We start from the raw sequence: 23,253 nt of genomic DNA, 5'->3' as shown, positions 1-23,253 counted from the left end.
GGGAGAAGCGGACGAATCGCACCGCGAACCGCAAAGGTCGCCGGAGCGGTGACGGGATCGTTATGCCGAATTGAGCGTCACCTGAGCGTACGGAAAGGGGACTGCCGGTAACCGGCATATGACCCGCGGGAGTCACGGCATGAGTGTCTCGACAAGCGATTCCTGGAGCGCGCCGAGCCAGAGGTAGGCCATCACCATCGGCTTGCGCGGGTCGGAGTCGGGCAGCCGGTACAGCTCGCCGCCCTCGTCCTCGTCGGTGACCTCCAGGCGGGTGCCGATCGTCAGCCGCAGGTCGTTGAGCGCGCCGAGCCAGTGCCGGCAGTCGTCGGGGGTCAGCTTGAGGACGGCGGCGCCCCCGCCCTCCACGGCGAGCGCGTCCAGCGTACGGACGAGCGCGAGGCCGTCCTCGCGCTTGCGGCCGCGCAGGTCGTTCTCCGTGAACCGTCTGAACTCTGAGGAGAATTCGCGTAGTTCGTCGTCGTCATCGCCGTACGCGTCCGGGAAGAGCCGGGCCAGCGCCGGGTCGGCGGGCGGCTCGCTCGGTCCCTCGCTGAAGAGCGAGGCGAGCGGGTCCTCGCCCTGGGCCGGCTCGTCACCCGGCCCTATCAGCTCCAGCAGCTGTACGGCGAGCGAGCGCAGGATCGAGACCTCGACCTCGTCGAGCGCGACGGCCGCGCCGCCGCCCGGGATCGCCTCGAACTGCCCGGCCATCAGGCGCGGTCCTGCGAGAGGGTGGCCCACAGCCCGAATCCGTGCATCGCCTGGACGTCGCGCTCCATCTCCTCGCGGCTGCCGCTGGAGACGATGGCGCGGCCCTTGTGGTGGACGTCGAGCATCAGCTTGTGTGCCTTGTCCTTCGGATAGCCGAAATAGGTCTGGAAGACGTACGCCACATAACTCATCAGGTTGACCGGGTCGTTGTGCACGATCGTCACCCAGGGCACATCGGGTTCGGGGACGGCGAAAGTCTCCTCGGCCGATTCGGGGCGTTCGATCTCAGTCGGGGCAACACTCACGGTTCGGGACGACCTTCTTCTCTGCGGGGGCGTGCCGGAATTCACAGCCTCACCTGACCCATGCTGCCACCCGTCGCGGCGTGTCGCACAAACGGCCACGAGAAATCGTCAAGGTGACGAGTATTGGGTAGCATCGTCGTATGAACACTGCGGACCTGGGTTTGCCGGAAGAGGAAGCGCGCGAAGCGCATCCGGACAAGGGTGGCGGCGGGCGACGGGTGGGCGTGCCGTCGACCGCGCTCTTCACCGATCAGTACGAGCTGACGATGCTCCGGGCGGCGCTCCGGGCGGGCACGGCCGACCGGCGCTCGGTCTTCGAGGTCTTCACCCGGCGACTGCCCGAGGGACGCCGGTACGGGGTCGTGGCCGGCACCGGACGCGTCCTGGACGCCGTGGAGAACTTCCGGTTCGACGCGGATGTCCTGGGCTTCCTCCGGGAGCAGGACATCGTGGACGCGGCGACGATCGAATGGCTGGCCTCGTACCGCTTCAGCGGGGACATCTGGGGTTACCCGGAGGGCGAGGTGTACTTCCCGGGCTCGCCGATCCTGCGGGTCGAGGGCTCCTTCGCCGAGTGCGTGCTGCTGGAGACCGTGATCCTGTCGATCCTCAACCATGACTCGGCGATCGCCGCGGCGGCCTCCCGGATGGCGGCGGCGGCGAGCGGGCGCGGGCTGATCGAGATGGGCGCGCGCCGTACGCACGAGCTGGCCGCGGTCGCCGCCGCGCGCGCCGCGTACGTCGGCGGCTTCGACACCACCTCGGACCTGGCGGCCGGGTTCCGCTACGGCATCCCGACGGTGGGCACCAGCGCGCACGCGTTCACCCTGCTGCACGACAGCGAACGGGACGCCTTCCGGGCACAGGTCGACTCGCTCGGCCGGGGGACGACGCTGCTCGTCGACACGTTCGACGTGGCCGAGGCCGTACGGACCGCCGTGGAGATCGCGGGCCCCGAGCTGGGCGCCGTCCGGATCGACTCCGGCGATCTGCTGCTGGTCGCGCACCGGGTACGGCAGCAGCTGGACGAGCTGGGCGCGGTGAACACCAAGATCGTGGTGACCTCGGACCTGGACGAGTACGCGATCGCCTCGCTGGCGGCGGCGCCGGTGGACGCGTACGGCGTCGGCACGCAGCTGGTCACCGGCAGCGGGCATCCGACCTGCTCCATGGTCTACAAGATCGTCGCCCGCGCGACCTCCAACGACCCGAAGGCCCCGCTGCACCCCGTGGCGAAGAAGTCGCTGGGCGGCAAGACCTCCATCGGCGGCCGCAAGTGGGCCGCGCGGCGGCGGGACGCCGAGGGGTACGCCGAGGCCGAGGTCGTCGGCACCGGCCCGGTGCCGCCGGAGCTGCTGGACCGGCAGCTGCTGGTCGAGCTGGTCAAGGGCGGCGAGATCGTCGCGCGCGAGCCGCTGGACGCCGTGCGCGACCGGCATATCGCGGCGCGCGCGGGGCTGCCGATGTCGGCGATACAGCTGTCGCGGGGCGAGCCCGTGATCCCGACCGAGTACGTGTGAGACCGGGCAGCCGGAGGAACGCGTACGTGCGAGGCGGAGGGGGCCGTGATAGCGGTGGGGGTACGGGACCGTACCGGACAACGGCCTGGGTCTCACGCGACACGGGTCCGTACCGGACACGGTCTGGGTCTCCCGCGACGGGGGCGGAGTCTCTAGGCTCGAAAACGTCCCCGAACAGTCCCCGTCACGCGCCCCGGTACCACCCCTCCCCCGGCATCACCCGCTCCCCATCGAAGGATGACCGCCATGCACCGCGCATTGATCGTCGTAGACGTGCAGAACGATTTCTGTGAGGGCGGCAGCGTCCCGGTGGCGGGTGGCGCCGAGGTGGCCGCCGCCGTCACCGATCTGATCGGCCGCGCGACCCCCGGATACCGGTATGTGGTCGCCACCCGCGATCACCACATCGACCCCGGTGATCACTTCGCGGCGCCGCCGGCCGTCCCCGACTTCGTCCACAGCTGGCCGGTGCACTGCGTGGCGGGCACGGAGGGCGTCGGTTTCCACCCGAATTTCGCCCCGGCCGTCGCCTCCGGCGCGATCGACGCGGTCTTCGACAAGGGCGCGTACTCGGCGGCCTACAGCGGCTTCGAGGGCAGCGACGAGAACGGCGTCGGGCTGTCGGACTGGCTGCGGGCGCGTGCGGTCGCCGAGGTCGACGTGGTCGGTATCGCCATGGACCACTGCGTACGCGCCACGGCGCTGGACGCGGTCCGTGAGGGGTTCGTCACGCGCGTACTGCTCGACCTGACGGCCGGCGTGGCCCGGGAGACCACGGAGCGGGCCATGGAGGAGCTGCGCGAGGCGGGTGCGGAGCTGACGGGCAAGCCGGTCGTCCAGCCCGCCTGAGACCGCTCGCCCGTCCGGCTCTCCTCGGACCTTCCGGAAGCCCCCAGCCCCCTCAGTACCCCGCCCTCGCCGCGGGCCTCAGCAGCGCTCGTATCGGCTGCCACAGCTGCTCCAGGCACTCCGGGGTGGTCCGCCACAGCAGGCCGTCCGGGTGGTGGAGCACCGCGGTGATCTCGTCCGGCGTCGGGGGCTCCGCGTTGCCCCGCAGATAGACCGCCCGCAGCCCCAGGTTCCGCAGCCTGGTCAGGGCGCGGGCCCGGTTCGCGGCGTGCACCAGAACGCGCACCGTACCGCCCTCGGCCGCCGGGCTGGGCAGGGTCAGTGCCACCACCACCGTGCCGTTCGGGAGCTTGCTGAAGCCTCCGCCTGCCATGTCCTTCATCTCCCCCGTGAGACATCGTGTCAATAAGAGATCGTAGGACGCACCTAAACACGAACGGCCGCCGCCCGCTAGAGGGCGACGGCCGATCACGCACTTGACCTGCTGTTACTTGGGGTTACTTACCGGAAGGTCCCACCTTGACCGTCATCGTCTGCCCGTCCAGGGGCTGGCTGATGATGCTGATCCTGGTGTTCGTGTCAGTTACCCGGACGCTTCCGCCCTTGTTCTCCTCGTTCCAGTAGGTGCCCTTGCGGTCGTCGAAGACCGGGGCACCGAGCTGCGGAGCGATCCGCGTCAGCTTGTCCGCCTTGTGCAGCGACAGACCGGAGGTCGGCCACCAGCTGAACGTCGAGTCGTACGCCTGGATCCTGTTGCGCATCAGCGTGCCGTCCGCCCACTTCAGCGGCTTGGCGTGCGCGTCGACCGGCAGGATCAGACCCTGGCCGGGGTGCTCGCTGGTGTTGTTGTTCTTCTGCGAGGTGTCCCACTGCCAGATCAGCAGACCGGGCTGGTACGCGAAGTGCTCGACCTTGCCGTCGTTCGGCGCGGTGAAGCCGAAGTTGTACGGGCCGACCTTGAGGGTCTTGTCGTACGAGACGTACTGACGGTTCTCGGCGATGTAGTACTGGTCGTAGTCCTGGGTGAACGACTCACCGATGCGCGAGAAGCCCTTCGCGGTCCAGCCCGCGTCGTCGCCCTCGGCGTTGTCCGTGAACACCGGCGCGCCGTCGGCGACCAGGTTGATCTCGTCCGCGGCGAAGCCCTTGCCGCCCGCGCCGCCGTCCGTCTGGTAGCGGAAGCGGAGGTCGATCTTCTTGCCCGCGTAGGCGTCCAGCGAGTAGACGAGCTTCTTGTACGCGCCCGAGACACCGGTCAGCGTCGGCTTGTCGGCGGCGTCACGGGGGATCGACTTGCCGTCGGCCGTGCCGTCGACCGGCGTGAAGCTGGCGCCGCCGTCCGTCGACACCTCGGTGTAGAGGTAGTCGTAGTCGGCCTCGATGTCCCACCAGCCCTGGAGTTCCAGCGACGCCGCGGACTTGCCGGTCAGGTCGACCGAGCGGGTGAGGGTGTTCTTGAGGTCGTCACCCATGTCGCTCCACCACTGCTTGGAGCCCTCGGTGGGCTTCACCACGGTGGTGGTCGTGGACTTCTTGGGCAGGTCGACGATGAGCGCCTGCGGGTTCTTGGTGTTGTACTCCGAGACGCCCAGCTTGTGGACCGAGTTCGTCGCGGCCTTGGCCTTGGCGTAGTTGAGCCAGCCGAGCTGGAGCTTGTCCCAGGCGGTCATGTCGCCCGGCAGGTCGCCGATCTCGTTCTTGCCGGTGCCCAGCCAGGAACCCGACGACATCAGGGACCAGAAGGCGGTGGAGTTCTCGCCGCCCGCGGTGTCGTACAGGTCGGGCAGGCCCAGGTCGTGGCCGTACTCGTGGGCGAAGACGCCGAGGCCGCCGTTCTCCGGCTGCATCGTGTAGTCGCCGACCCAGATGCCGGTGTCACCGATCTGCGTGCCGCCGGCCTTGTTGTCGGCCGGGCCCGTGCTGCCCGCGTTCGTGCCGTACGCGTACCAGCGGTGCGCCCACAGGGCGTTCTCGCCCTCGGCGCCGCCGCCGGCCGACTCGTCCTCGCCCGCGTGCACGATCTGGAAGTGATCGATGTAGCCGTCGGGCTCGTTGAAGTTGCCGTCGTTGTCGAAGTCGTAGCGGTCCCACTGGTCGTACTGAGCGAGGTCCGCCTTGATCTCGGCGTCCGACTTGCCCTGCGCCTTCTGGTCCGCGGTCCAGGCGGTGACACCGTCGCGCACCGCGTCCCAGACGTTGGCGCAGTTGCTGCTGCCGCAGTAGTTCGAGCCGTAACGGGCCTCGTTGTAGTCGACCTTGACCCAGTCGGAGACCTCGCCGTCGACCGAGTAACGGCCGGAAGAGGTCTTCTCGTAGTAGGTCTTGAGCGACTCCTTCTGCTTGCCGCTCGCGTCCTTGCCCTCACCGAAGTAGAGGTCCTGGAAGTGGGCCTGGTTGTAATCGGCCTGCCAGGCGGTGGAGTTGTCGACCTTGCGGTCGGGCTCGGCTATCTCGTTGTGCTGGGGGCCGGGCTCGCCGCCGAACTTCTTGACGGGCGGCTGCGGCCCGTCGGGGCCGTCCGGATCGTACATCGTGGTGTCGTCGACCTTGTCGCCGAACTCCACGAGGATGGTGAAGATCTTGTCGGTCTTCTCCCGGCCCAGCTCGACGTACTTCTTGTCGCCGAGCTTGACCACCTGGGAGCCGCCGCGCTTCTGCACGCTGGCGTCACCGGCGATGACCTGCTGGAGAGCCGCCTCGCGCTGCTGTGCCTGCTGCTTGCTGAACGGGCCGTCCAAGTCGTGTTCGACATGGCCCTTCTGGGGCGCCGGGTCACGGCGCTCGATGTCCGCGGAGCCGGACGCGGGGTTGCCCTGGGCCTGAGCCGTGGTGAAGGCTGAGGCCGTGGCAGCGGTCGCGGCCAGAGCCACGATCACCGCGGACAGTCTTCTCGCCCGTCGATTGCTGATCACTTGATGCTTGTCCTCCCCGGCGCACGCGATCCGCGGACCGGGAGTGATGGATCCGCGCGCGTATGCGCGTCATAAGTGACGACATTGGACCGGAGTTAAGGAAGAAAAGACAGACCTTGACTTGGACCGGTCAACTGCACTATGCGGCCTTCCGGTTCCGTTATGCGGACATGACTCCAGAGCCGGACGTTTTCGGACAACCGGCGCACCGATACGGCCAGTCGGCCAGGGGCGTGACTCGATGCGCCCCCCGTGCACCGGCACCGTGGGTGAGGTCACGCTTACTACTCGCTCCGCTCGGGCATCCACCGTCGTAGAGTCGCTTGGGAGTGCGACCCGCCCTGCGACGTACGTGCGAGATAGACGAAGCACCCCCCAACACCCCCGAATATGACGCCCCTAGGACGGATTCCGCCATGCCGCGTCCGACTGCCGCACAGCTCGCCTACGGCACCGCCACCGTCGTCTGTTCCACCCTCGTCATGCTTCTGCTCTCCGGCACCACCGCCGGTCTCGGCATCGCGGTGATCGGAATCGCCGCTCTGAGCCTGGGGCTGCTGGTCGCCCTGACCCTCCCGGCCAACAGCCGTCCCGCGACGGCGCGTACGGCCCCCGCGCCGCGGCCCGCCACGCCCACGGCGACGAGCGCACAGCTGCCGGGACAGCGGACAGGAGAGCCGGCGGGACAGCGGGCCGAGGCCCGGGTGGGCCAGCCCTCACTGCGCCGCTGACACCACGACCGTTCTGGCGGCCTTGTCGTGCAGGCCCTGCCGATAGGGCCTGCTGGCCAGGATCGACACGATGATGATGGCCCACCAGATACAGAGGCAGCACAGCAGCGCCGGCACCCAGAGGACCACCGCGCGCAGCAGCGCGGAGCCGGTGTCGGGGACCGCGCCGTCGTTGAGCATGGCGACGCGCAGCTTGAGCCAGCGTTTGCCGAGGGTCTGCCCGTACTTGTGGTTCAGCAGGGTGTCGTAGGCGACGAACAGCACGATCGAGATGACGGACCAGATCCACTGCGTGCCGGTATTCACCTGATCGGTGACCTCGTCCCACGCGCCGGTGCTGTTCGCGGTGTTCCAGCCCCCGACGAACAGCGACACGATCCCCAGCGGGATGAAGATGATCAGGGCGTCGATGACCCGGGCCAGGAAGCGCGTACCGAACGGCGCGAGCGGCGGCATCCCGGCGAGCGGATCCGTACCGCCGTACGGACCCTGGCCGTAGTCACCGGAACCGTACGGGGAGCCGGGGGGCGGCTGCCCGCCGGCACCGCCGTAGGGGGCACCGTACGGGGAGCCGTACGGAGATCCCGGCGGCGGGCCCTGCGACGGCGGAGGCTCCCCGGGTGGAGGCCCCTCGTGCGAGGGCCCTTCGGATGAGGGCCCCTGCGGCTTCTTGAGGAACGGGTCTTCCTCGGGGGGCTCGCCGGGCGGCGGCTGATCATGGCTCATGTGGGCAGTGCACCGCGCCGGGCAGGGGGCCGCAACGGCTTGCCCGCCGTTCGGAGGAACGCCCGGCCGAGGACGGCCCGGACGTCGGACCGACGGCCCGGACGTCGGATCAGCGCTGTCGGATCACTGCTGCCGGATCACTGACGTCGGATCACCGCTGTCAGATCAGCGCTGCCGGATCACCGGCTGTCGGATCACCGGCAGCCGCCCGGCCCTCAGCCCGACACGAACGTATGGGCCGCCTTGTCGTGCCAGCACTGCCGCCAGGGCCGGTCGATCAGACACCAGAGCACATTGAGGACGCCCACCACGAGCACCCCCAGTACGCCGTAGACCAGCCAGCGGCGCAGCGCGGCGCCGAACGCCGGGGCCTCGTGGGTCTCGATGTCCCGTACGTCGAGACCGCACAGCTTCTTGCCCAGTGTGCGGCCCCACTTGGCGGTCGGCAGCGCCTCGTAGAGCACCCCGACGATCAGCAGCGCGACGAGCGCGCCGCCCAGACAGGCCCCGGTCGTGCCGTCGAGCAGCCAGACGGTGACGGTCTCGCCGGTCTGTTCGGCCGCCGCGATCTTGTCGTCGATATGGGCGAGGGCCTTGGACACCAGTGGGAAGGCGAGGGCGCCGACGATCGCGCCCAGCACCACGGTGTCGATCAGCCGGGCCGCGAAGCGCTTGCCGAGAGCCGCGGGCCTGGCGTTCGCCTGGGCCTGCGCGGCTTGCAGGAACGGGTCGTTGACCGGGGGCTTCCAGGGCACGACGGGCTGGTCCGGCTGGTCGGAACGGCCATGCTGACCCGGCTGACCGAGGTGGCCCTGCTGCGCGAGCGGGTGCGCCTGCTGGGCCCAGGACGCCGCGCCGCCGCCGGTGCCGGGGCTGACGGGCGCGTTCTGGCCTGCCGTGGGCGGGGACTGCTGCGGCACGGGAAGCGGCGACGGCTCCGCCGCCCGGCCCGTACCGGCGGCGCCCTGGGTCAGCGCCCCGAGTGTCATGGTGCCGTCGGGCCGCGCCGTACCGCCGGCCGAGGCGTCCTCGTCCTTCGCACGGCGGGCGGCGCGCAGGGCGCGGATGGCCATCGTGCTGTCGACCGACTGCTGCCCGCTCTCGCGCGGCGCGGGCGTCTCTCCCGCGCCCGCGCCTTCTCCGGAGCCGGACGCTGAGCCGGACGGGGAGCCGGACGCGGAGCCGATGCCTGGGCCGGAGCCGGGCCTGACGCCGCGTCGCAGGCCGCGGATCGCGACCGTACCGTCGGTGAGCGGCGGACCATCGCCGGACCCCGACCCGGAATCGGATCCGGAGCCCGCACCGGGACCCAGCGCGCGTACACCGGGCAGGGCGCCGCCGGTTGGATCGCCCGGTGTGGGCGCGGGCAGTTCACGGGCGGGCTCGGGCGCCTGGCCCGGAACGCGCGGATCCGGCCGGGCCGCTCCCCAGGACACCCGGGCGTCGCGCTCACCGCCGAAGCCGGTCTGCCGCGAGGCGTCGGCCTGCCACGCGGACGCCGGTTCCTGGCGGGGCCCCTCGGGAGGGTCTTCGTCGAAGAAGACCGGTCCGGTCTCCTCGACGGCGGCGGGCGGGGTGGAGCTGGCCGGACCCGCCGGGGTGGTACCGGGCGCCGCCTCCCCGTCCTGCGGCGCGGGCCGGCTCGTGCCGGGCACCCAGGCCGCGCCGTTCCAGTACCGGACATATCCAGGGATGGACGGATCCGGGTAGAACCCTTCCCGGGGTACGTTCCCGCCGTCACCAGGAGGAGTAGCCACTGACCCCAACTCCGTTCACTCACACCATTGTCCAAGGAGGACAGTAACGAAGAACACGAGGCCCTGAGGAAGGAGACCGGCAGAAACGGCCGCGTTCGCGCGGCGGACCGCGGACGCCGATGCGAAGCGTGAGGCTACGGGGTGCGATTCGTTCGCCAGGGCGTACGGAACACCGTACGCACGTGCCCGCCCGCGTGGCGACCCCCGCGTCCGGCCACCGTCCGGCCACGTCCAGCCACCGTCCGGGCCCTGCCCGGGACGTGTGTGTCGGAAGTCCCGGAAACTTATCGCCGAAAGTCGCGTCATAGTCGGCGTGGTAGCACCTCTCGACTGGTACGGCCCCCGCATCGGGCCACTCGCCAGGAAAGGAAGTGCCGCTCATGCACACCGTGGTGGAACGCGAACTGGAACTGAATCTGGTGCTGTCGCCCGAGCGCGGCGTCCCCGTCCCGGCCCGGCTGACCTACCGCACGGACGATCCGTACGCCGTGCACATCACCTTCCACATCGGCTCGGACACCCCCGTGCACTGGACCTTCGCCCGCGAGCTGCTGGTGGAAGGGGTGTTCAGGCCCTGCGGGCAGGGCGATGTACGGATCTGGCCGACGAAGGTCGGCGGGCGCACCGTCCTGTGTGTCGCCCTCTCCTCGCCCGACGGCGACGCGCTGCTCGAGGCGCCCTGCGGGGCGGTGTCCGCGTGGCTGGAGCGGACGCTGCGGATCGTGCCACCGGGTACGGAGTCCGAGCAGCTCGGCCTCGACGACGGGCTGGCCGCGCTGCTGACCCCGACACCGGCCGACGATCTGTGGCTGCGGGACCCATGGCCCTCGGACGGGTCCGTGGACGACGAGGCCTAGGGCGTGTCCGTCACGTCCCGCCCGTCTGGCGACGCCCTGCGGGTGGACGGCGCTACTGTCGCAACACGTCCTAGAAGAGCTTCCCCGGGTTGAGCAGGCCCAGCGGGTCGAACGTCCGCTTGATGCCCCGCTGCAACTCCAGGCCCACCGGCCCCAGCTCGCGCGACAGCCACTCCTTCTTGAGGGTGCCGACGCCGTGTTCGCCGGTGATCGTGCCGCCGAGTTCGAGACCGAGCGCCATGATCTCGTCGAAGGATTCCCGGGCCCGCCGTGACTCGTCCGGGTCGGCCTGGTCGAAGCAGACGACGGGGTGGGTGTTGCCGTCGCCCGCGTGGGCGCAGACGCCGATGGTCAGGCCGTACTTCTCGGCGATGGCCGACGTGCCGTCCAGCATCTCGGCGAGGCGCGAGCGGGGCACGCAGACGTCGTCGATCATCGTGGCCGACTTGACGGTCTCCAGCGCGGTGAGCGACAGACGGCGGGCCTGGAGCAGCAGTTCCGACTCGGCGGCGTCCTCGGCGGGGACCACATCGGTGGCACCGGCCGCCGTGCACAGCTCGCCCACGGCGGCCAGATCGGCCGCGGGGTCGGGGGTGTCGAAGGCCGCGAGCAGCAGCGCCTCGGTGGTGTCGGGGAGGCCCATGTTGGCCATCGCGTTGACGGCGCGGATGGTCGTACGGTCCATGAGTTCGAGGAGGGACGGGGTGTGGCCGCGCTCCATGATCCGGCAGACGGCGTCGCAGGCGGCGGCAGCGGAGGCGAACTCGGCGGCCAGCACGAGCTGCTGGGGCGGCTGCGGCCTGAGAGCGAGTACGGCCTTGACGACGATGCCGAGACTGCCCTCCGAGCCGACGAAGAGCCGGGTCAGGTCGTAGCCGGCGACGCCCTTGGCGGTGCGACGGCCGGTGGTCAGGAGCCGGCCGTCGGCGAGGACGACGTCCAGGCCGAGGACGTACTCCGCGGTGACTCCGTACTTGACGCAGCACAGTCCGCCGGAGGCGGTGCCGATGTTGCCGCCGATGGTGCACATCTCCCAGCTGGACGGGTCCGGCGGGTAGTAGAGGCCCTGCTCACCGACGGCGCGGGAGAGCGTCGCGTTGATGACCCCCGGCTCGACGACGGCGATCCGGTCGACGGGGTTGATCTCCAGGATCCGGTCCATTTTCGTCAGGGAGAGGACGATGCACCCGTCCGAGGCGTTCGCGGCGCCCGACAGCCCCGTACGGGCCCCCTGCGGCACGACGGGGACGCGCAGCGCGGTGGCCGTGCGCATCACGTGCTGGACGTGTTCGACCGTGCGCGGCAGCACCACCACGGAGGGCGTGCCCGCCTCGCAGAAGCTCGCCATGTCGTTGGCGTAGGAGGCCGTGACGTCGGGATCGGTGATCAGGGCTTCGGCGGGGAGCCCCGCCCGCAGCTGTGCGAGGAGATCGTCCATGATCCCAGACTCGCATCCGGGGCCATCGGTGTGAACCCGTCTGCGATCCACCACGGCAAGTCGGGGTGTGCTCTTCATATTGACGCACAGTAATCGCCATGAACGCCATGAAAACGGAGCAGGTCAGACAGGTCAGAAGGGCGGCGCTGGCCGTCGGCGTGGGGGCGGTGCTGGTCGGGGGCGTACTGCTGTTCGTCCCCGACGAGGACCGGGCGCCCGAGCAGGGCCCCGAGGCGCGGGCGCGGGCCGCGGTGGGCGTGGGGGCACCGGCCGCGCTGTCGGATCTGACCGCGCTCATCCGCGAGCGGGAGAACTGGCTGCGGACACACCCCGAGGACGGACAGGCGTGGGCGGTGCTCGGCTCGGCGTATGTGGAGCGCGGGGTCGCGGCGGCGGATCCGGCCTACTACCCGAAGGCCGACCGGGCGCTCCAGCGGTCGCTGGCGGTGCAGCCGGGCGGGCCGGGCGAGGGGCAGGCGCGGGGCGCCGGTTCCGGATCCGCGTCCGAGTCAGGGGCCGGGTCCGGATCCGGAACCGGCAAGGACGGGAGGGGCGCGGAGGACGGCAAGCCCGGCAAGGGCAGCAGGGCGGGCAACCCGGAGGCGCTGATGGGGCTCGCCTCGCTGGCCAACGCCCGCCATGACTACGTGGCCGCCAGGCGGTGGGGCGAGTCGGTGCGGACGCAGCGGCCCGAGGCATGGACGTCGTATCCGGTGCTGATCGACGCGTACACCGGCCTGGGCGACTACAAGGCGGCGGGCAGGGCGCTGGAGAAGCTGCGCGCCCTGCACTCGGGGGCGCCGGTACTGATCCGCGCCGCCGAGGTGTACCGCGACCGCGGCCGGAGCGAGGACGCGGTGGCCAAGGCCACCGACGCGGCGGCGCGCGCCGGATCGCCCGCGGAGCGCGCGAAGGCGCTGGACACGCTGGGCGAGCTGGCCCTGGAGCGGGGCGAGCCGACCGAGGCGCTGGGCCATTACGAGGCGGCGCTGACGGCGGCGCGCGGCCGGGCCCAGTCGCTGGCCGGGCGCGCGAGGGCGCTCGCCTCGATGGGCAGGGCGGACGAGGCGACGCGCGAGTACCAGACGGCGCTCGCCAAGCTGCCCCGGCCCGAATACGCCCTGGACCTGGGCGAGTTGTACGACTCGCTGGGGCTGGACGGGGATGCGCAGACGCAGTACGAGACGCTGCGGGAACGCGCCGAGCGTGCGCAGGGGCACGGGGTGAACGAGGAGCTGGTCCTCGGCCGCTTCGAGGCCGACCACGGCGATCCGAAGGCGGCGGTCGCGCGGCTGCGTGCGGAGTGGGCGCAGTCGCACCGGAACATGGAGGTCGCGGACGCGCTGGGCTGGGCGCTGTACCGGGCGGGCCAGGGGCGCGAGGCGCTGGCGTACGCGACGAAGGCCACCGAGCCGGGACGGCGGAGCGCGCTGTTCTCGTACCACCGCGGGGAGATCGAGCGGTCGTTGGGGATGTACGGCGCGGCCCGCCGCCATATCGAGGAGGCCCTGCGGACCGATCCGCAGTTCTCGCCGCTGCTGGCGCCGCAGGCCCGGGAGGCGCTGGACGCGCTCGGCGAACCGGAGGAGGGCGGGCCGAAGGACTTCTACGGCTCGGGGCCCGAGAAGCCCACGCTGGAGCGCAGAGAGCCGGCGCCGCCGCCGCAGGTCTGAGATCCGCGGGTCCGCGAGGACGCGGCCTGAGATCGCGCGGCCTGAAGTCCGGGCGCGTGCCGGGGATGTACCGCTCCCCGGCACGCGTCACGCATCAGGCGTCACGCATCACGCATCAGGCGTCAGGCGTCAGGCGTCAGGCGTCAGGCACTCCGCCGGATCGGCCGTCGGACAGATCGTTCCGTCGGATCAGAGGTTGCCGCGCTTCTCCTGCTCGCGCTCGATCGCCTCGAAGAGCGCCTTGAAGTTGCCCTTGCCGAAGCCCATCGAGCCATGGCGCTCGATCATCTCGAAGAAGACGGTCGGCCGGTCCTGGACGGGCTTGGTGAAGATCTGCAACAGATACCCGTCCTCGTCGCGGTCCACCAGGATCTTCAGCTCACGCAGCGTCTCCACGGGCACCCGCGTCTCGCCCGCCCACTCGCCGAGCGTGTCGTAGTACGAGTCGGGGGTGTCGAGGAACTGCACGCCCGCCGCCCGCATCGCCCGTACGGACCCGACGATGTCGTTCGTGGCGAGCGCGATGTGCTGGACGCCGGCCCCGCCGTAGAACTCCAGATACTCGTCGATCTGCGACTTCTTCTTGGCGATCGCGGGCTCGTTGATCGGGAACTTCACCTTGAGCGTGCCGTCGGCGACGACCTTCGACATGAGCGCGGAGTACTCGGTGGCGATGTCGTCGCCCACGAACTCCTTCATGTTCGTGAAGCCCATGACCTTGTTGTAGAAGCCGACCCACTCGTTCATCTTCCCGAGCTCGACATTGCCCACGCAGTGGTCGATGGCCTGGAAGGTGCGCTTGGCGGCGGGCTCGACGATCGGGGTCGCGGTGGTGAAGCCCGGCAGGTACGGCCCGTCGTAGCCGGAGCGTTCGACGAGGGTGTGGCGGGTCCTGCCGTACGTGGCGATCGCGGCGAGGACGACCGTGCCGTGCTCGTCCTTGATCTCGTACGGCTCCTGGAGGCCGCGGGCGCCGTGCTCGGTGGCGTACGCGTAGGCCGCCCGCGCGTCCGGCACCTCGATCGCGAGGTCGACCACGCCGTCGCCGTGCTCGGCGACATGGTCCGTGAGGAAGCGGCCCCACTCGGTGGACGGCTTGATGACGGACGTCAGGACGAAGCGGGCCGCCCCGTTGGTGAGGACGTAACTCGCGGTCTCGCGGCTGCCGTTCTCCGGTCCGGAGTAGGCGACGAGCTTCATGCCGAAGGCCGTGGAGTAGTAGTGCGCGGCCTGCTTGGCGTTGCCGACGGCGAAGACGACCGCGTCCATTCCCTTGACCGGGAAGGGGTCGGCCTCGCGCGCGGTGTGGGGAGCGGTGTCGATGTGCATCGAGGTGTCAGCCATGGCCTCACCTTCCCGCCGTTCCACAAGGTGCGCAACAGTTCGGTGATTCGCTGGTCAATATGTAGACCGGATGCCCAGAATGGCGAGGCTATCTGCACAGTATGACTACGTTTGATTCGGCAACGGCTTGGGGAGCGGACCATGAGCATCGACGGACTCGACGGCCGGCTGATCGTGCTGCTCGCGCGGGAGCCCAGGATCGGGGTGCTGGAGGCATCGCGGCGGCTCGGGGTGGCCCGCGGCACGGTGCAGGCACGGCTCGACCGGCTTCAGTCGAACGGGGTGATCAAGGGTTTCGGCCCGACCGTGGATCCGGCCGCCCTCGGCTACCCCGTCACCGCCTTCGCCACGCTGGAGATCAAGCAGGGGCAGGGCGCCGATGTACGGGCCCATCTGACGACCGTCCCCGAGGTGCTCGAACTGCTCACCATCACGGGTCAGGGAGACATGCTCTGCCGTCTCGTGGCCCGTTCCAACGCCGATCTGCAACGGGTGATCGACCTGGTCGTCGGTTTCGCCGGCATCGTGCGGGCCGCCACGGCGATCGTCATGGAGAACCCCGTACCGCTGCGGATCATCCCGCTGGTGGAGCAGGCGGCCGAGGATTCCGCCGAGGGCGGCGGAGGCGCCGGAGGCGCGGCAGTGGGTTCCGCCGGGGGCGCCGGGGGTTCGGCCGGGGGCGCCTCCGGGGAAGGGTTCGTCAAGAAGGCGTAGCGCTTCGCGGGGCCTTCCCCAGGACGTGTTCCCGTCCCCACAGGCCGAGCGGCTGGAGGGCGGCCCCCAGGGCGACACCGCGCGGGGTCAGCGCGTACTCGACGCGCGGCGGGATCTCGTCGTACACCTCACGGGAGACGATGCCGTGCGTCTCCAGCTCACGCAGCTGGCTGGTGAGGACCTTCTCCGTGACACCGGGGAGCATCCGGCGAAGCTCGCCGAAGCGGCGCGGGCTCTCGTCCAGCGCCCAGAGGATCAGCACCTTCCACTTTCCGCCGATCACATCCATGGCCGCGTCGATCCCGCAGTGATACGCGTCGGGCGCGCCCGGCCTGCCCACGGTCGCCATCGTCCTCGCCCCCCTCTCTCCGACCTGGTCACATACCTCGGGGGAACCACCCACTTCGGAGTGCGTACTTGTTGGCCCCCGCGCCATCGACCAGCTTATTCGTCATGACCGACAACGTTTCTGACGCTCTTTCCTCTTCCTCTTTCCCCCCCTCTTCCTCTTCTTCCTCTCCCTCTTCTTCTTCCCGTTCCCTCTCGCTGCTCGGGCTCGGAGCCATGGGGACGGCCTTCGCCCGTGCCTGGCTCGCCGCCGGATACTCCGTGACCGTCTGGAACCGGACGCCGGGCCGGGCCGATGCCCTGGTGGCCGAGGGCGCCACGGCCGCCGCGAGCGCCGCCGAGGCGGTGGCCGCGAACGCGCTGGTCGTCACCTGCCTGCTGGACGACGCCTCGGTCGGGGCGGCGCTGGAGGGTACCGACCTGACCGGCAAGGACCTGGTGGACGTCACCACCGGGACCCCGGCCCAGGCACGGGCGCGGGGCGAGTGGGCCGTGGCGCGCGGGGCCCGCTTCCTCAGCGGCGGGATCATGGCCGTACCGCCGATGATCGGGGTTCCCGAGGCGGGCGGCTATGTCTTCTACAGCGGCTCGCACGGACTCTTCGAGACGCACAGGGCTGCTCTGGCGGTCCCGGCCGGCACACGTTACGTCGGCGAGAACGCCGGCCATGCAGCCCTCCAGGACGTGGCGCTGCTGAGCGGGATGTACGGCATGCTCGCGGGCGTCACGCAGGCCTTCGCGCTGGTGCGCGGGGAGGCGGACATCTCGCTGAAGGAGTTCACGCCACTGCTGAGCGACTGGCTGACGTCGATGGCCCCGGTGATCGAGCAGGTCGCCGAGCAGCTGGGGAGCGGCGACTACGCGTCGGACGTCGCCTCCAACCTGGCGATGCAGGTCGCCGGGATCCCGACCTTCGTGGGGACGGCACACGAGCAGGGGGTGAGCCCCGAGCTGCTGACCCCGTACTTCGACCTGATGAAGCGGCGGCTGGAGGGTGGTCATGGGACGGAGGGCGTCACGGGGATCGTCGATCTGCTGATGTCCGACGCCTGACACCTGACACCTGACACCTGACACCTGACGCCCGACGGCAACGGCTGACGCCTCCCGCCGGACGAGCAGGGCCGGGCCGGGATCAAGAACGTAGTCATGCAAAGACTTCCTTGCAAAGGACATGTTGCAAAGAAGCCTTTGCATGTCTACGGTAGAGGCATGCCCGAGCCCGAAGAGCCCGAAGAGCACCTAGAAACCGAAGCACCCGCGGAGCCCGTTGAGCCGGCAGAATCCCGGCCGCAGCAGCGGCCGTGGCCCACGAACCCCAAGCAGCGCACCCTCGACGCGCGCTCGCTCCGCGGTCTGGCCCACCCCTTGCGGATGCGGCTGCTGAGCACCCTCCGCCACGACGGCCCCGGCACCGCCTCCCAGCTCGCCGAGCAGCTGGGCGAGTCCAGCGGCGCCACCAGCTATCACCTGCGCCAGCTCGCCGCGCACGGTTTCGTCGAGGACGACCCGACGCGGGGAAAGGGCCGCGAGCGGTGGTGGAGGGCCACCGACGAGGGCACGACCTTCAGCCCCGATCTGCACACCGACAGCAACCCGGCGGTACGCGGCGCGGTCGACCTCTTCCTGCACGAGGTGGCCACCATCCACACCCAGGAGCTCGCCACCTGGCTGGGGACCGCGAGTGACTGGCCCAGGGAGTGGTCGAACTCCGCGGACCTCAGCGACTTCACCCTGCGTCTGACCGCCGAGCAGCTGCACGAGATGAACGAGAAGCTGCACGAGGTCGTCGAGAGGTACCGCTCGGCCGGTCCCGGCGACGGGGAAGCCCCGCAGGTCCGCATCCATCTGCATTCCTTCCCCCGCACCGGTTCCACCGACAGAAGCTGAAGGAGACCCGCCGTGCACCCCGCCGCGCACCCCGACATACATCTCCGGCTGCACGCCCTGCGCGCCGCCGAACTGCACCACGAGGCCGCCGAGTTCCGGCTCCGTCCGCCGCGCGCGAACCTCCGTACCCGACTCGGCTGGTCCCTGGTCGAGTTGGGGCTGCGCCTCGTCGGCCGGCCGACGGCGCCCCGGCGTCGGCTCGTGCGCCCGTACGCCGCATGACGGCGACGGCCGACACCGGACGCGGCACTGCCGACCGGCGCCCTTTCGCCGCCACCCTCGCCGCCAACACCATCTCCATCGCCGGGAGTTCACTCACCCTGATCGGGGTGCCCTGGTTCGCTCTCCAGACCACCGGCAGCCCGGCCAGAGCCGGGTTCGTCGCCTTCTGCGCGACGCTGCCGGTCGTCGTCTCCGCCATCGTCGGCGGTCCGGTCATCGACCGGCTCGGACGGCGGCGGATCTCCGTCGCCTCCGACCTGATCTGCGGACTCGCCGTGGCGGCGGTCCCGCTCCTGCACTTCGCGGGCGTGCTGGAGTTCTGGATGCTGTGCGCGCTGATGGCCGTCAGCGGCCTTGTCCACTCGCCGGGGATCACCGCCCGCTACGTCCTCCTGCCGGACCTCGCCGAACGCGCCGGGACGACCCTGCCGCGCGCCGCGAGTCTGTACGACGCGGCCTCGCGCGGCGCGCGGATGATCGGCGCCGCGCTCGCCGGACTGCTGATCGCGGTCGTCGGCGCGGAGGCGGTCCTGCTGCTGGACGCCGTGACCTTCGTGGCGTCGGCGGCGCTGATAGCCACCGGAATACGGGGGGTACGCGCCGCTGAGCCACAGCGTGAGACCCCGGTCTCCCTCGCGACGTACCGCACCGAACTCCGCGAGGGCTATGCCTTCCTGCTCCGTACGCGGCTGCTGCTCGGCATCACGGTGATGGTGATGATCACCAACGGCCTGGACCAGAGCTGGAGTTCGGTCCTGCTCCCGGTCCATGCCCGGCAGGAGCTGGGCGGGTCGGCCAGTCTCGGACTGCTCACCGCGCTGTTCGGCGGGGCGGCGCTGCTGGGGGCCCTGCTGTACGGGGCGTACGGCGAACGCTTCCCGCGCCGCGTCGTGTTCGCGGGCGCCTTCCTGCTCTGCGGGGCACCGAAGTTCACCGTGGCGGCGCTCACGGACGGGACCGTCCCACTGGCCGTGACGATGGCCGCGGGCGGACTGGCGGCCGGCGTACTGAACCCGATCCTCACCACGGTCATGTACGAGCGCGTGCCGGACGGGCTGCGCAGCCGGGTGTCCAGTGTGACCACGGCGGGAGTCGAACTGACCATGCCGCTCGGCGGTCTGGTCGCGGGCCTCCTGGTCGAACGCGCGGGGCTGAGCACCACGCTGCTCGCCGTCGGCGGCGTCTATCTCCTGGCGACGCTGAGCCCGCTGGTCTTCCCCGCCTGGCGCACCATGGAACGCATCCCGGAGCGGGCGAAAGACGACGCGGTCAAGGGCCTCAGCAGCTCGGCACCCGACCCGTCTCGCCCCGCTCCAGCGCCTTGAGCGCCGACACCGCGCCATTCAGCGTGGTGACCGGGATCAGCCGCATCCCCTTCGGCAGCTCGGTCCCGGCGTCCCCGCACTCCGCCTTCGGGACGAGGAAGACCGTGGCCCCGTCGCGCCCCGCGGCCTGGGTCTTCAGGGACACCCCGCCGACCGCGCCGACCTTGCCGTCGGCGCTGATCGTGCCCGTACCCGCGATCTTGCGACCGCCGGTCAGATCGCCGCCCGAGCCGTCGCCGTCGAGTTTGTCGACGATGCCGAGGGCGAAGAGCAGCCCGGCGCTGGGGCCGCCGACGTCGGCGAGATGGAGGCGGACGTCGACGGTCTTCGGGTCCTTGCCGAGCAGGCCCAGGGCCGCCTCGGTCGCGGAGTTCTGGGACTCCACCATGTCGTGGGTGTTGTGCCGCTCGATCTCCTTGTCGGACTGCCCCGACGGGTAGACCGCTTCGCGCGGCAGCACGGCGCGGTCCGTACGGAACCAGCCCTCGACCACATCGCCGAAGTCGACATCGGCCGAGGGGCCGGTCGCCACGATGGTCGTCATCCGCAGCTGCCCCTCGGTCTTCCTGGTGGGCGCCCCGCTGATCGTGATGATCTGCCGGCCCTGGTCCGCGCCGAGGACATCCGCGGTCATCCCGGGCTGTGCGACGGAGTACGGCAGCGGAGCGGCCCCGACCACGGCGAACAGCACGACGATCGGGACGGCGCAGAGGGCGAGGGCGCCGGGGCGCGAGAAGCGAGAGAACACGGGTGTCAATCTATCTGGCGCGATCCACCGCCCGGGACGCTGTGTCCCGGCTGCCGGTCCGGTGCGCGGGTACGGTACGCGGGTCCGGTACGCGGGTACGCGGGTCCGGTACGCGGGTCCGGTCCGCGAGGGGCCGGGCGTACCGGCCGCCCTTCCCCGGCCCCGGCCGCCCTTCCCGGGTCGCCCGCTCGGCCTCGGCGCCGCCCGCTCGGCCTCAGCGCAGCGCGTCCGCCACTTCGCGGGCCGCGTCCACGACCCGCGGCCCCACCCGTTCGGGTACGGCGTCCGCGAGCATCACCACTCCCACGCTGCCCTCTATCCCGGTCACCCCGATCAGCGCGGCGGCGGCGCCGCTGGCACCGGCCTCCAGCTCACCGTGGGTGAGGGTGCAGCGGGGTTCGGTGAGGGCGGCCTGACGGGCGGCGAGTATGGCCTTGCCCGCCGCGCCCCGGTCCAGCGGATGGCGGAAACCGGCCCGGTAGGCGACGTGGTAGTCGGTCCAGGTCGGTTCGACGACCGCGACGGCCAGCGCCTCCGCCCCGTCCACGAGCGTGAGATGCGCGGTGGCGCCGATGTCCTCGGCGAGCGAGCGCAGGGCGGGCAGGGCGGCCTCCCGTACCAGCGGATGCACCTGCCGGCCCAGGCGCAGCACGCCGAGACCCACCCGGGCCCGGCCGCCCAGGTCGCGGCGGACCAGGGCGTGCTGTTCGAGGGTGGCGAGCAGCCGGTAGACCACCGTCCTGTTCACCCCGAGTTTGTTGGACAACTCGGTGACGGTCAGGCCGTGATCGGTGTCGGCGAGCAGCTTGAGGACGCGCAGTCCCCGGTCGAGCGTCTGGGAGGTCTCCGCGGTCACGACGCCTTCTCCTTCGGAGTGAGGCCGCCGGCGGGCATCGGCACCACCGACTGCACTACGCGGCGGAGTTGCCACGGAGCGTTTACATTGCGGGGACAGTAACCATGGACACCGCTCAGCGGAAGACCTCGTCCAGAATCCGGGCACAGAAAGAGAGTTGATCCCTATTCGCGGACAAAGTCCGACAGAACGCGGAACTGGATCGATCATTCGTGCCATATCGGACGGCTTCGGAGACGAATACGGCCGTCGAAGGCCCCACCACCGCACCCGGCGGCCCCGCCGCGGCACCCCTCGGCGCTCACGGCGCACGAAAACCGCTACGACCTCTTTCGATCTCCGCTACGGCGCCCGCCGGAAACCTCCACGGCATTACCGCATCCGGGATCACCGCATCCGGGTGGCCCACTCCTGAACCTTCGCGATCCGCTCCCGGATCTGCCCCGCCGTCGCCTCGGCGCTCGGCGGCCCGCCGCACACCCGGCGCAGCTCCGTGTGGATCACACCGTGCGGCTTGCCGCTCTGGTGGACGTACGCGCCGACCATCGTGTTCAGCTGCTTGCGCAGCTCCAGCAGTTCCTTGTGGGAGACCACGGGCCGACGTTCGGCCGGCAGCTCCAGCAGATCCGCCTCGGCGTCCGGCTTCTTGCGGCTGTGCGCGATCTGCCTCGCCTGCCGCTTCTGGAGGAGCAGTTGCACCTGGTCGGGCTCCAGCAGCCCGGGGATACCGAGGTAGTCCCGCTCCTCCTCGCTGCCCGGGTGGGCCTGCATGCCGAATTCGGCGCCGTCGTAGAGCACCCGGTCGAAGACGGCGTCGGACTCCAGCGCCTCGAAGGGCAGCATGTCCTGCTCGCCGGTGTCCTCGTCCTGCTGCTTCTCGGCCTCCGCCATCTCCTTCTCGGACTCGGCGTACGGGTCCTCCTCGCCGGTCTTCTTCGGCTTGTCGAGTACGTGATCGCGCTCGACCTCCATCTCGGCGGCGAAGCCGAGCAGGCCCGGGATGGTGGGCAGGAAGACGGACGCGGTCTCGCCGCGCCGCCGCGACCGGACGAAACGGCCCACGGCCTGCGCGAAGAAGAGCGGGGTCGAGATGGTGGTGGCGTACACGCCGACGGCCAGGCGCGGTACGTCGACACCCTCCGACACCATCCGGACCGCGACCATCCAGCGGTCGTCGCTCTCACTGAACTCGTCGATCCGCTTCGACGCGCCGGTGTCGTCGGAGAGGACGACGGTCGCCTTCGAACCGGTGATCTCGCGGATGAGCTTGGCGTACGCGCGCGCCGAGTCCTGGTCGGTCGCGATGACCAGACCGCCGGCGTCCGGGATGCCCTTGCGTACCTCGGTCAGCCGCTGGTCCGCGGCGCGCAGCACATTGGGCATCCAGTCGCCGCGCGGGTCGAGCGCGGTGCGCCACGCCTGCGAGACGGCGTCCTTCGTCATGGGCTCGCCGAGCTTGGCCGCGATCTCGTCACCGGCCTTGGTGCGCCAGCGCATGTTGCCGCTGTAGCTGAGGAAGATGACGGGCCGGACGACACCGTCGCCGAGGGCGTTGCCGTACCCGTAGGTGTAGTCGGCGGCCGAGCGGCGAATGCCGTCGTTGCCCTCCTCGTACGCCACGAAGGGGATGGGGTTGGTGTCGGACCTGAACGGCGTGCCGGTCAGCGCGAGCCGCCGGGTCGCGGGCTCGAACGCCTCAAGGCAGGCCTCGCCCCAGGACTTGGAGTCGCCCGCGTGGTGGATCTCGTCGAGGATGACGAGGGTCTTGCGCTGCTCGCACCGGTTGCGGTGCAGCATGGGCCGCACCCCGACACCGGCGTAGGTGATGGCGACGCCGTCGTACTCCTTGCTCACCGGACCCGCGGAGTAGTCGGGGTCGAGCTTGATGCCTATCCGCGCGGCGGCCTCCGCCCACTGCTTCTTGAGGTGCTCGGTCGGCGCGACGACGGTCACCTGCTGGACGACATGGTGATGCAGCAGCCAGGAGGCGAGCGTCAGCGCGAAGGTCGTCTTCCCCGCTCCGGGGGTGGCGACGGCGAGGAAGTCACGCGGCTGCTGCTCCAGATAGCGGCCGAGCGCACCCTCCTGCCAGGCACGCAGCTTGTTGGCGGTGCCCCAGGGGGCGCGGCCCGGGAAGGCGGGTGAGAGGTGGTGGGAGGAGGCGGTAGTAGTCACGGTCTCCGGTTCGGGCGCGGGTTGACGGGTCGGGCAGGGGTACGTACGACAACCGGGCCACCCTACCGGTGGCCCGGCGCACGCCTCGTACAAATGGGGCGGGGGACGGCCAGGTGCGACGGGCGCCACATTCCGCGCGGCGGGGACGGGGC

The 23,253-nt window shown here is 70.7% G+C and carries 21 protein-coding genes and 1 pseudogene; 10 read left to right on the top strand and 12 right to left on the bottom strand.

Annotation, left to right across the window (positions count from 1 at the left end; genetic code table 11):
* Positions 1 to 132: 132 nt before the first annotated feature.
* Both ACIOGX_RS05835 and clpS read right to left on the bottom strand, forming a co-directional pair.
* Positions 133 to 711 carry a DUF2017 domain-containing protein gene (locus tag ACIOGX_RS05835; RefSeq protein ID WP_129769063.1) on the bottom strand — a complete coding sequence of 193 codons (579 nt, stop codon included), beginning with the start codon at positions 709 to 711 and terminating at the stop codon, positions 133 to 135.
* Positions 711 to 1,016 (bottom strand): ATP-dependent Clp protease adapter ClpS, encoded by a 306-nt coding sequence (gene clpS / locus ACIOGX_RS05830; RefSeq protein ID WP_030355090.1) that lies wholly within the window; start codon positions 1,014 to 1,016, stop codon positions 711 to 713. Before clpS ends, ACIOGX_RS05835 begins: the two co-directional genes overlap by 1 nt.
* 140 nt (positions 1,017 to 1,156) lie before the next feature.
* On the opposite strand from clpS, the gene ACIOGX_RS05825 reads away from it, so the two are divergent.
* The gene (locus tag ACIOGX_RS05825) at positions 1,157 to 2,536 is read left to right on the top strand and encodes a nicotinate phosphoribosyltransferase (protein WP_383966507.1); all 1,380 of its coding nucleotides are present in this window, start codon (positions 1,157 to 1,159) and stop codon (positions 2,534 to 2,536) included.
* A gap of 246 nt (positions 2,537 to 2,782) precedes the next feature.
* The gene (locus ACIOGX_RS05820) at positions 2,783 to 3,385 is read left to right on the top strand and encodes an isochorismatase family protein (protein WP_356508664.1); all 603 of its coding nucleotides are present in this window, start codon (positions 2,783 to 2,785) and stop codon (positions 3,383 to 3,385) included.
* Between the two features lie 52 nt (positions 3,386 to 3,437).
* Here the strand turns inward: ACIOGX_RS05820 and ACIOGX_RS05815 are convergent, their stop codons facing one another.
* Both ACIOGX_RS05815 and ACIOGX_RS05810 read right to left on the bottom strand, forming a co-directional pair.
* Positions 3,438 to 3,758 carry a hypothetical protein gene (locus ACIOGX_RS05815; protein ID WP_129769066.1) on the bottom strand — a complete coding sequence of 107 codons (321 nt, stop codon included), beginning with the start codon at positions 3,756 to 3,758 and terminating at the stop codon, positions 3,438 to 3,440.
* Between the two features lie 124 nt (positions 3,759 to 3,882).
* A complete protein-coding gene (locus ACIOGX_RS05810) occupies positions 3,883 to 6,297 on the bottom strand; it encodes an immune inhibitor A domain-containing protein (RefSeq protein ID WP_356508666.1) in 2,415 nt (804 codons plus the stop codon).
* A gap of 416 nt (positions 6,298 to 6,713) precedes the next feature.
* Here ACIOGX_RS05810 and ACIOGX_RS05805 point away from each other — a divergent pair, with 416 nt between their 5' ends.
* On the top strand, positions 6,714 to 7,028 hold the full coding sequence (locus ACIOGX_RS05805) for a hypothetical protein (protein ID WP_356508668.1): 315 nt from the start codon (positions 6,714 to 6,716) through the stop codon (positions 7,026 to 7,028).
* Here the strand turns inward: ACIOGX_RS05805 and ACIOGX_RS05800 are convergent.
* Together ACIOGX_RS05800 and ACIOGX_RS05795 are read right to left on the bottom strand one after the other, a co-directional pair.
* Positions 7,014 to 7,754, bottom strand: coding sequence for an RDD family protein (locus tag ACIOGX_RS05800; protein WP_356508670.1), 741 nt, complete (start codon positions 7,752 to 7,754; stop codon positions 7,014 to 7,016). The genes ACIOGX_RS05805 and ACIOGX_RS05800 overlap by 15 nt on opposite strands.
* A 215-nt stretch (positions 7,755 to 7,969) precedes the next feature.
* Positions 7,970 to 9,511, bottom strand: a complete 1,542-nt coding sequence (locus ACIOGX_RS05795) for an RDD family protein (RefSeq protein ID WP_401910671.1) — start codon at positions 9,509 to 9,511, stop codon at positions 7,970 to 7,972.
* Positions 9,512 to 9,891: 380 nt separating this feature from the next.
* Here ACIOGX_RS05795 and ACIOGX_RS05790 point away from each other — a divergent pair, with 380 nt between their 5' ends.
* A complete protein-coding gene (locus tag ACIOGX_RS05790) occupies positions 9,892 to 10,368 on the top strand; it encodes an SsgA family sporulation/cell division regulator (RefSeq protein ID WP_356508674.1) in 477 nt (158 codons plus the stop codon).
* A 70-nt stretch (positions 10,369 to 10,438) separates the two neighbouring features.
* On the opposite strand, the gene ACIOGX_RS05785 is transcribed toward ACIOGX_RS05790, so the two are convergent.
* Positions 10,439 to 11,806: an FAD-binding oxidoreductase gene (locus tag ACIOGX_RS05785; protein WP_129769072.1), complete on the bottom strand. Its 1,368-nt coding sequence runs from the start codon at positions 11,804 to 11,806 to the stop codon at positions 10,439 to 10,441.
* 98 nt (positions 11,807 to 11,904) lie between these two features.
* Between ACIOGX_RS05785 and ACIOGX_RS05780 the strand changes: the two genes are divergently transcribed.
* On the top strand, positions 11,905 to 13,479 hold the full coding sequence (locus ACIOGX_RS05780) for a tetratricopeptide repeat protein (protein ID WP_356508676.1): 1,575 nt from the start codon (positions 11,905 to 11,907) through the stop codon (positions 13,477 to 13,479).
* Between the two features lie 189 nt (positions 13,480 to 13,668).
* On the opposite strand, the gene hppD is transcribed toward ACIOGX_RS05780, so the two are convergent.
* A complete protein-coding gene (gene hppD, locus ACIOGX_RS05775) occupies positions 13,669 to 14,808 on the bottom strand; it encodes a 4-hydroxyphenylpyruvate dioxygenase (RefSeq protein WP_401911975.1) in 1,140 nt (379 codons plus the stop codon).
* Between the two features lie 156 nt (positions 14,809 to 14,964).
* Here hppD and ACIOGX_RS05770 point away from each other — a divergent pair.
* A pseudogene (locus tag ACIOGX_RS05770) lies at positions 14,965 to 15,432 on the top strand (Lrp/AsnC family transcriptional regulator); the annotation flags it as partial.
* A 91-nt stretch (positions 15,433 to 15,523) separates the two neighbouring features.
* On the opposite strand, the gene ACIOGX_RS05765 reads toward ACIOGX_RS05770, so the two are convergent.
* On the bottom strand, positions 15,524 to 15,886 hold the full coding sequence (locus ACIOGX_RS05765) for a winged helix-turn-helix transcriptional regulator (protein WP_401767799.1): 363 nt from the start codon (positions 15,884 to 15,886) through the stop codon (positions 15,524 to 15,526).
* 68 nt (positions 15,887 to 15,954) lie between these two features.
* Here ACIOGX_RS05765 and ACIOGX_RS05760 point away from each other — a divergent pair, with 68 nt between their 5' ends.
* The 4 genes from ACIOGX_RS05760 (at position 15,955) to ACIOGX_RS05745 (ending at position 19,322) form a co-directional block, all read left to right on the top strand.
* Positions 15,955 to 16,938, top strand: a complete 984-nt coding sequence (locus tag ACIOGX_RS05760; protein ID WP_401910666.1) for an NAD(P)-dependent oxidoreductase — start codon at positions 15,955 to 15,957, stop codon at positions 16,936 to 16,938.
* Positions 16,939 to 17,097: 159 nt separating this feature from the next.
* Entirely contained in the window at positions 17,098 to 17,775 is a 678-nt protein-coding gene (locus ACIOGX_RS05755) for an ArsR/SmtB family transcription factor (protein WP_401910663.1), read from the top strand.
* A gap of 12 nt (positions 17,776 to 17,787) precedes the next feature.
* On the top strand, positions 17,788 to 17,997 hold the full coding sequence (locus tag ACIOGX_RS05750) for a hypothetical protein (protein WP_383966538.1): 210 nt from the start codon (positions 17,788 to 17,790) through the stop codon (positions 17,995 to 17,997).
* Positions 17,994 to 19,322, top strand: coding sequence for an MFS transporter (locus ACIOGX_RS05745; RefSeq protein WP_401910660.1), 1,329 nt, complete (start codon positions 17,994 to 17,996; stop codon positions 19,320 to 19,322). Before ACIOGX_RS05750 ends, ACIOGX_RS05745 begins: the two co-directional genes overlap by 4 nt.
* Here ACIOGX_RS05745 and ACIOGX_RS05740 read toward each other — a convergent pair.
* The 3 genes from ACIOGX_RS05740 to ACIOGX_RS05730 all read right to left on the bottom strand — a co-directional run bounded on the left by ACIOGX_RS05740 (position 19,276) and on the right by ACIOGX_RS05730 (position 23,101).
* Complete coding sequence (locus tag ACIOGX_RS05740; RefSeq protein ID WP_356508697.1) at positions 19,276 to 20,070, bottom strand: S16 family serine protease; 795 nt, start codon at positions 20,068 to 20,070, stop codon at positions 19,276 to 19,278. The two genes, ACIOGX_RS05745 and ACIOGX_RS05740, sit on opposite strands and share 47 nt — an antisense overlap.
* Positions 20,071 to 20,284: 214 nt before the next feature.
* The gene (locus ACIOGX_RS05735; protein WP_030355108.1) at positions 20,285 to 20,926 is read right to left on the bottom strand and encodes an IclR family transcriptional regulator; all 642 of its coding nucleotides are present in this window, start codon (positions 20,924 to 20,926) and stop codon (positions 20,285 to 20,287) included.
* Positions 20,927 to 21,313: 387 nt separating this feature from the next.
* The gene (locus ACIOGX_RS05730; protein WP_356508701.1) at positions 21,314 to 23,101 is read right to left on the bottom strand and encodes a DEAD/DEAH box helicase; all 1,788 of its coding nucleotides are present in this window, start codon (positions 23,099 to 23,101) and stop codon (positions 21,314 to 21,316) included.
* Positions 23,102 to 23,253 lie beyond the last annotated feature (152 nt).

Source organism: Streptomyces sp. NPDC088147 (genome assembly GCF_044741565.1).
In the GTDB taxonomy this organism is placed as follows: domain Bacteria; phylum Actinomycetota; class Actinomycetes; order Streptomycetales; family Streptomycetaceae; genus Streptomyces.
The sequence above is the reverse complement of the archived record's forward strand: the minus strand, read 5'-3'. Positions and strand labels throughout refer to the sequence as shown.

What these genes read in the sequence shown, in the direction of transcription:
- ACIOGX_RS05835 (WP_129769063.1), bottom strand. Translation starts at nt 711, where the DNA reads ATGGCCGGGCAGTTCGAGGCGATCCCGGGCGGCGGCGCGGCCGTCGCG.
- ACIOGX_RS05825 (WP_383966507.1), top strand. Translation starts at nt 1,157, where the DNA reads ATGAACACTGCGGACCTGGGTTTGCCGGAAGAGGAAGCGCGCGAAGCG.
- ACIOGX_RS05820 (WP_356508664.1), top strand. Translation starts at nt 2,783, where the DNA reads ATGCACCGCGCATTGATCGTCGTAGACGTGCAGAACGATTTCTGTGAG.
- ACIOGX_RS05815 (WP_129769066.1), bottom strand. Translation starts at nt 3,758, where the DNA reads ATGGCAGGCGGAGGCTTCAGCAAGCTCCCGAACGGCACGGTGGTGGTG.
- ACIOGX_RS05805 (WP_356508668.1), top strand. Translation starts at nt 6,714, where the DNA reads ATGCCGCGTCCGACTGCCGCACAGCTCGCCTACGGCACCGCCACCGTC.
- ACIOGX_RS05800 (WP_356508670.1), bottom strand. Translation starts at nt 7,754, where the DNA reads ATGAGCCATGATCAGCCGCCGCCCGGCGAGCCCCCCGAGGAAGACCCG.
- ACIOGX_RS05790 (WP_356508674.1), top strand. Translation starts at nt 9,892, where the DNA reads ATGCACACCGTGGTGGAACGCGAACTGGAACTGAATCTGGTGCTGTCG.
- ACIOGX_RS05785 (WP_129769072.1), bottom strand. Translation starts at nt 11,806, where the DNA reads ATGGACGATCTCCTCGCACAGCTGCGGGCGGGGCTCCCCGCCGAAGCC.
- ACIOGX_RS05780 (WP_356508676.1), top strand. Translation starts at nt 11,905, where the DNA reads ATGAACGCCATGAAAACGGAGCAGGTCAGACAGGTCAGAAGGGCGGCG.
- hppD (WP_401911975.1), bottom strand. Translation starts at nt 14,808, where the DNA reads ATGCACATCGACACCGCTCCCCACACCGCGCGCGAGGCCGACCCCTTC.
- ACIOGX_RS05765 (WP_401767799.1), bottom strand. Translation starts at nt 15,886, where the DNA reads ATGGCGACCGTGGGCAGGCCGGGCGCGCCCGACGCGTATCACTGCGGG.
- ACIOGX_RS05755 (WP_401910663.1), top strand. Translation starts at nt 17,098, where the DNA reads ATGCCCGAGCCCGAAGAGCCCGAAGAGCACCTAGAAACCGAAGCACCC.
- ACIOGX_RS05745 (WP_401910660.1), top strand. Translation starts at nt 17,994, where the DNA reads ATGACGGCGACGGCCGACACCGGACGCGGCACTGCCGACCGGCGCCCT.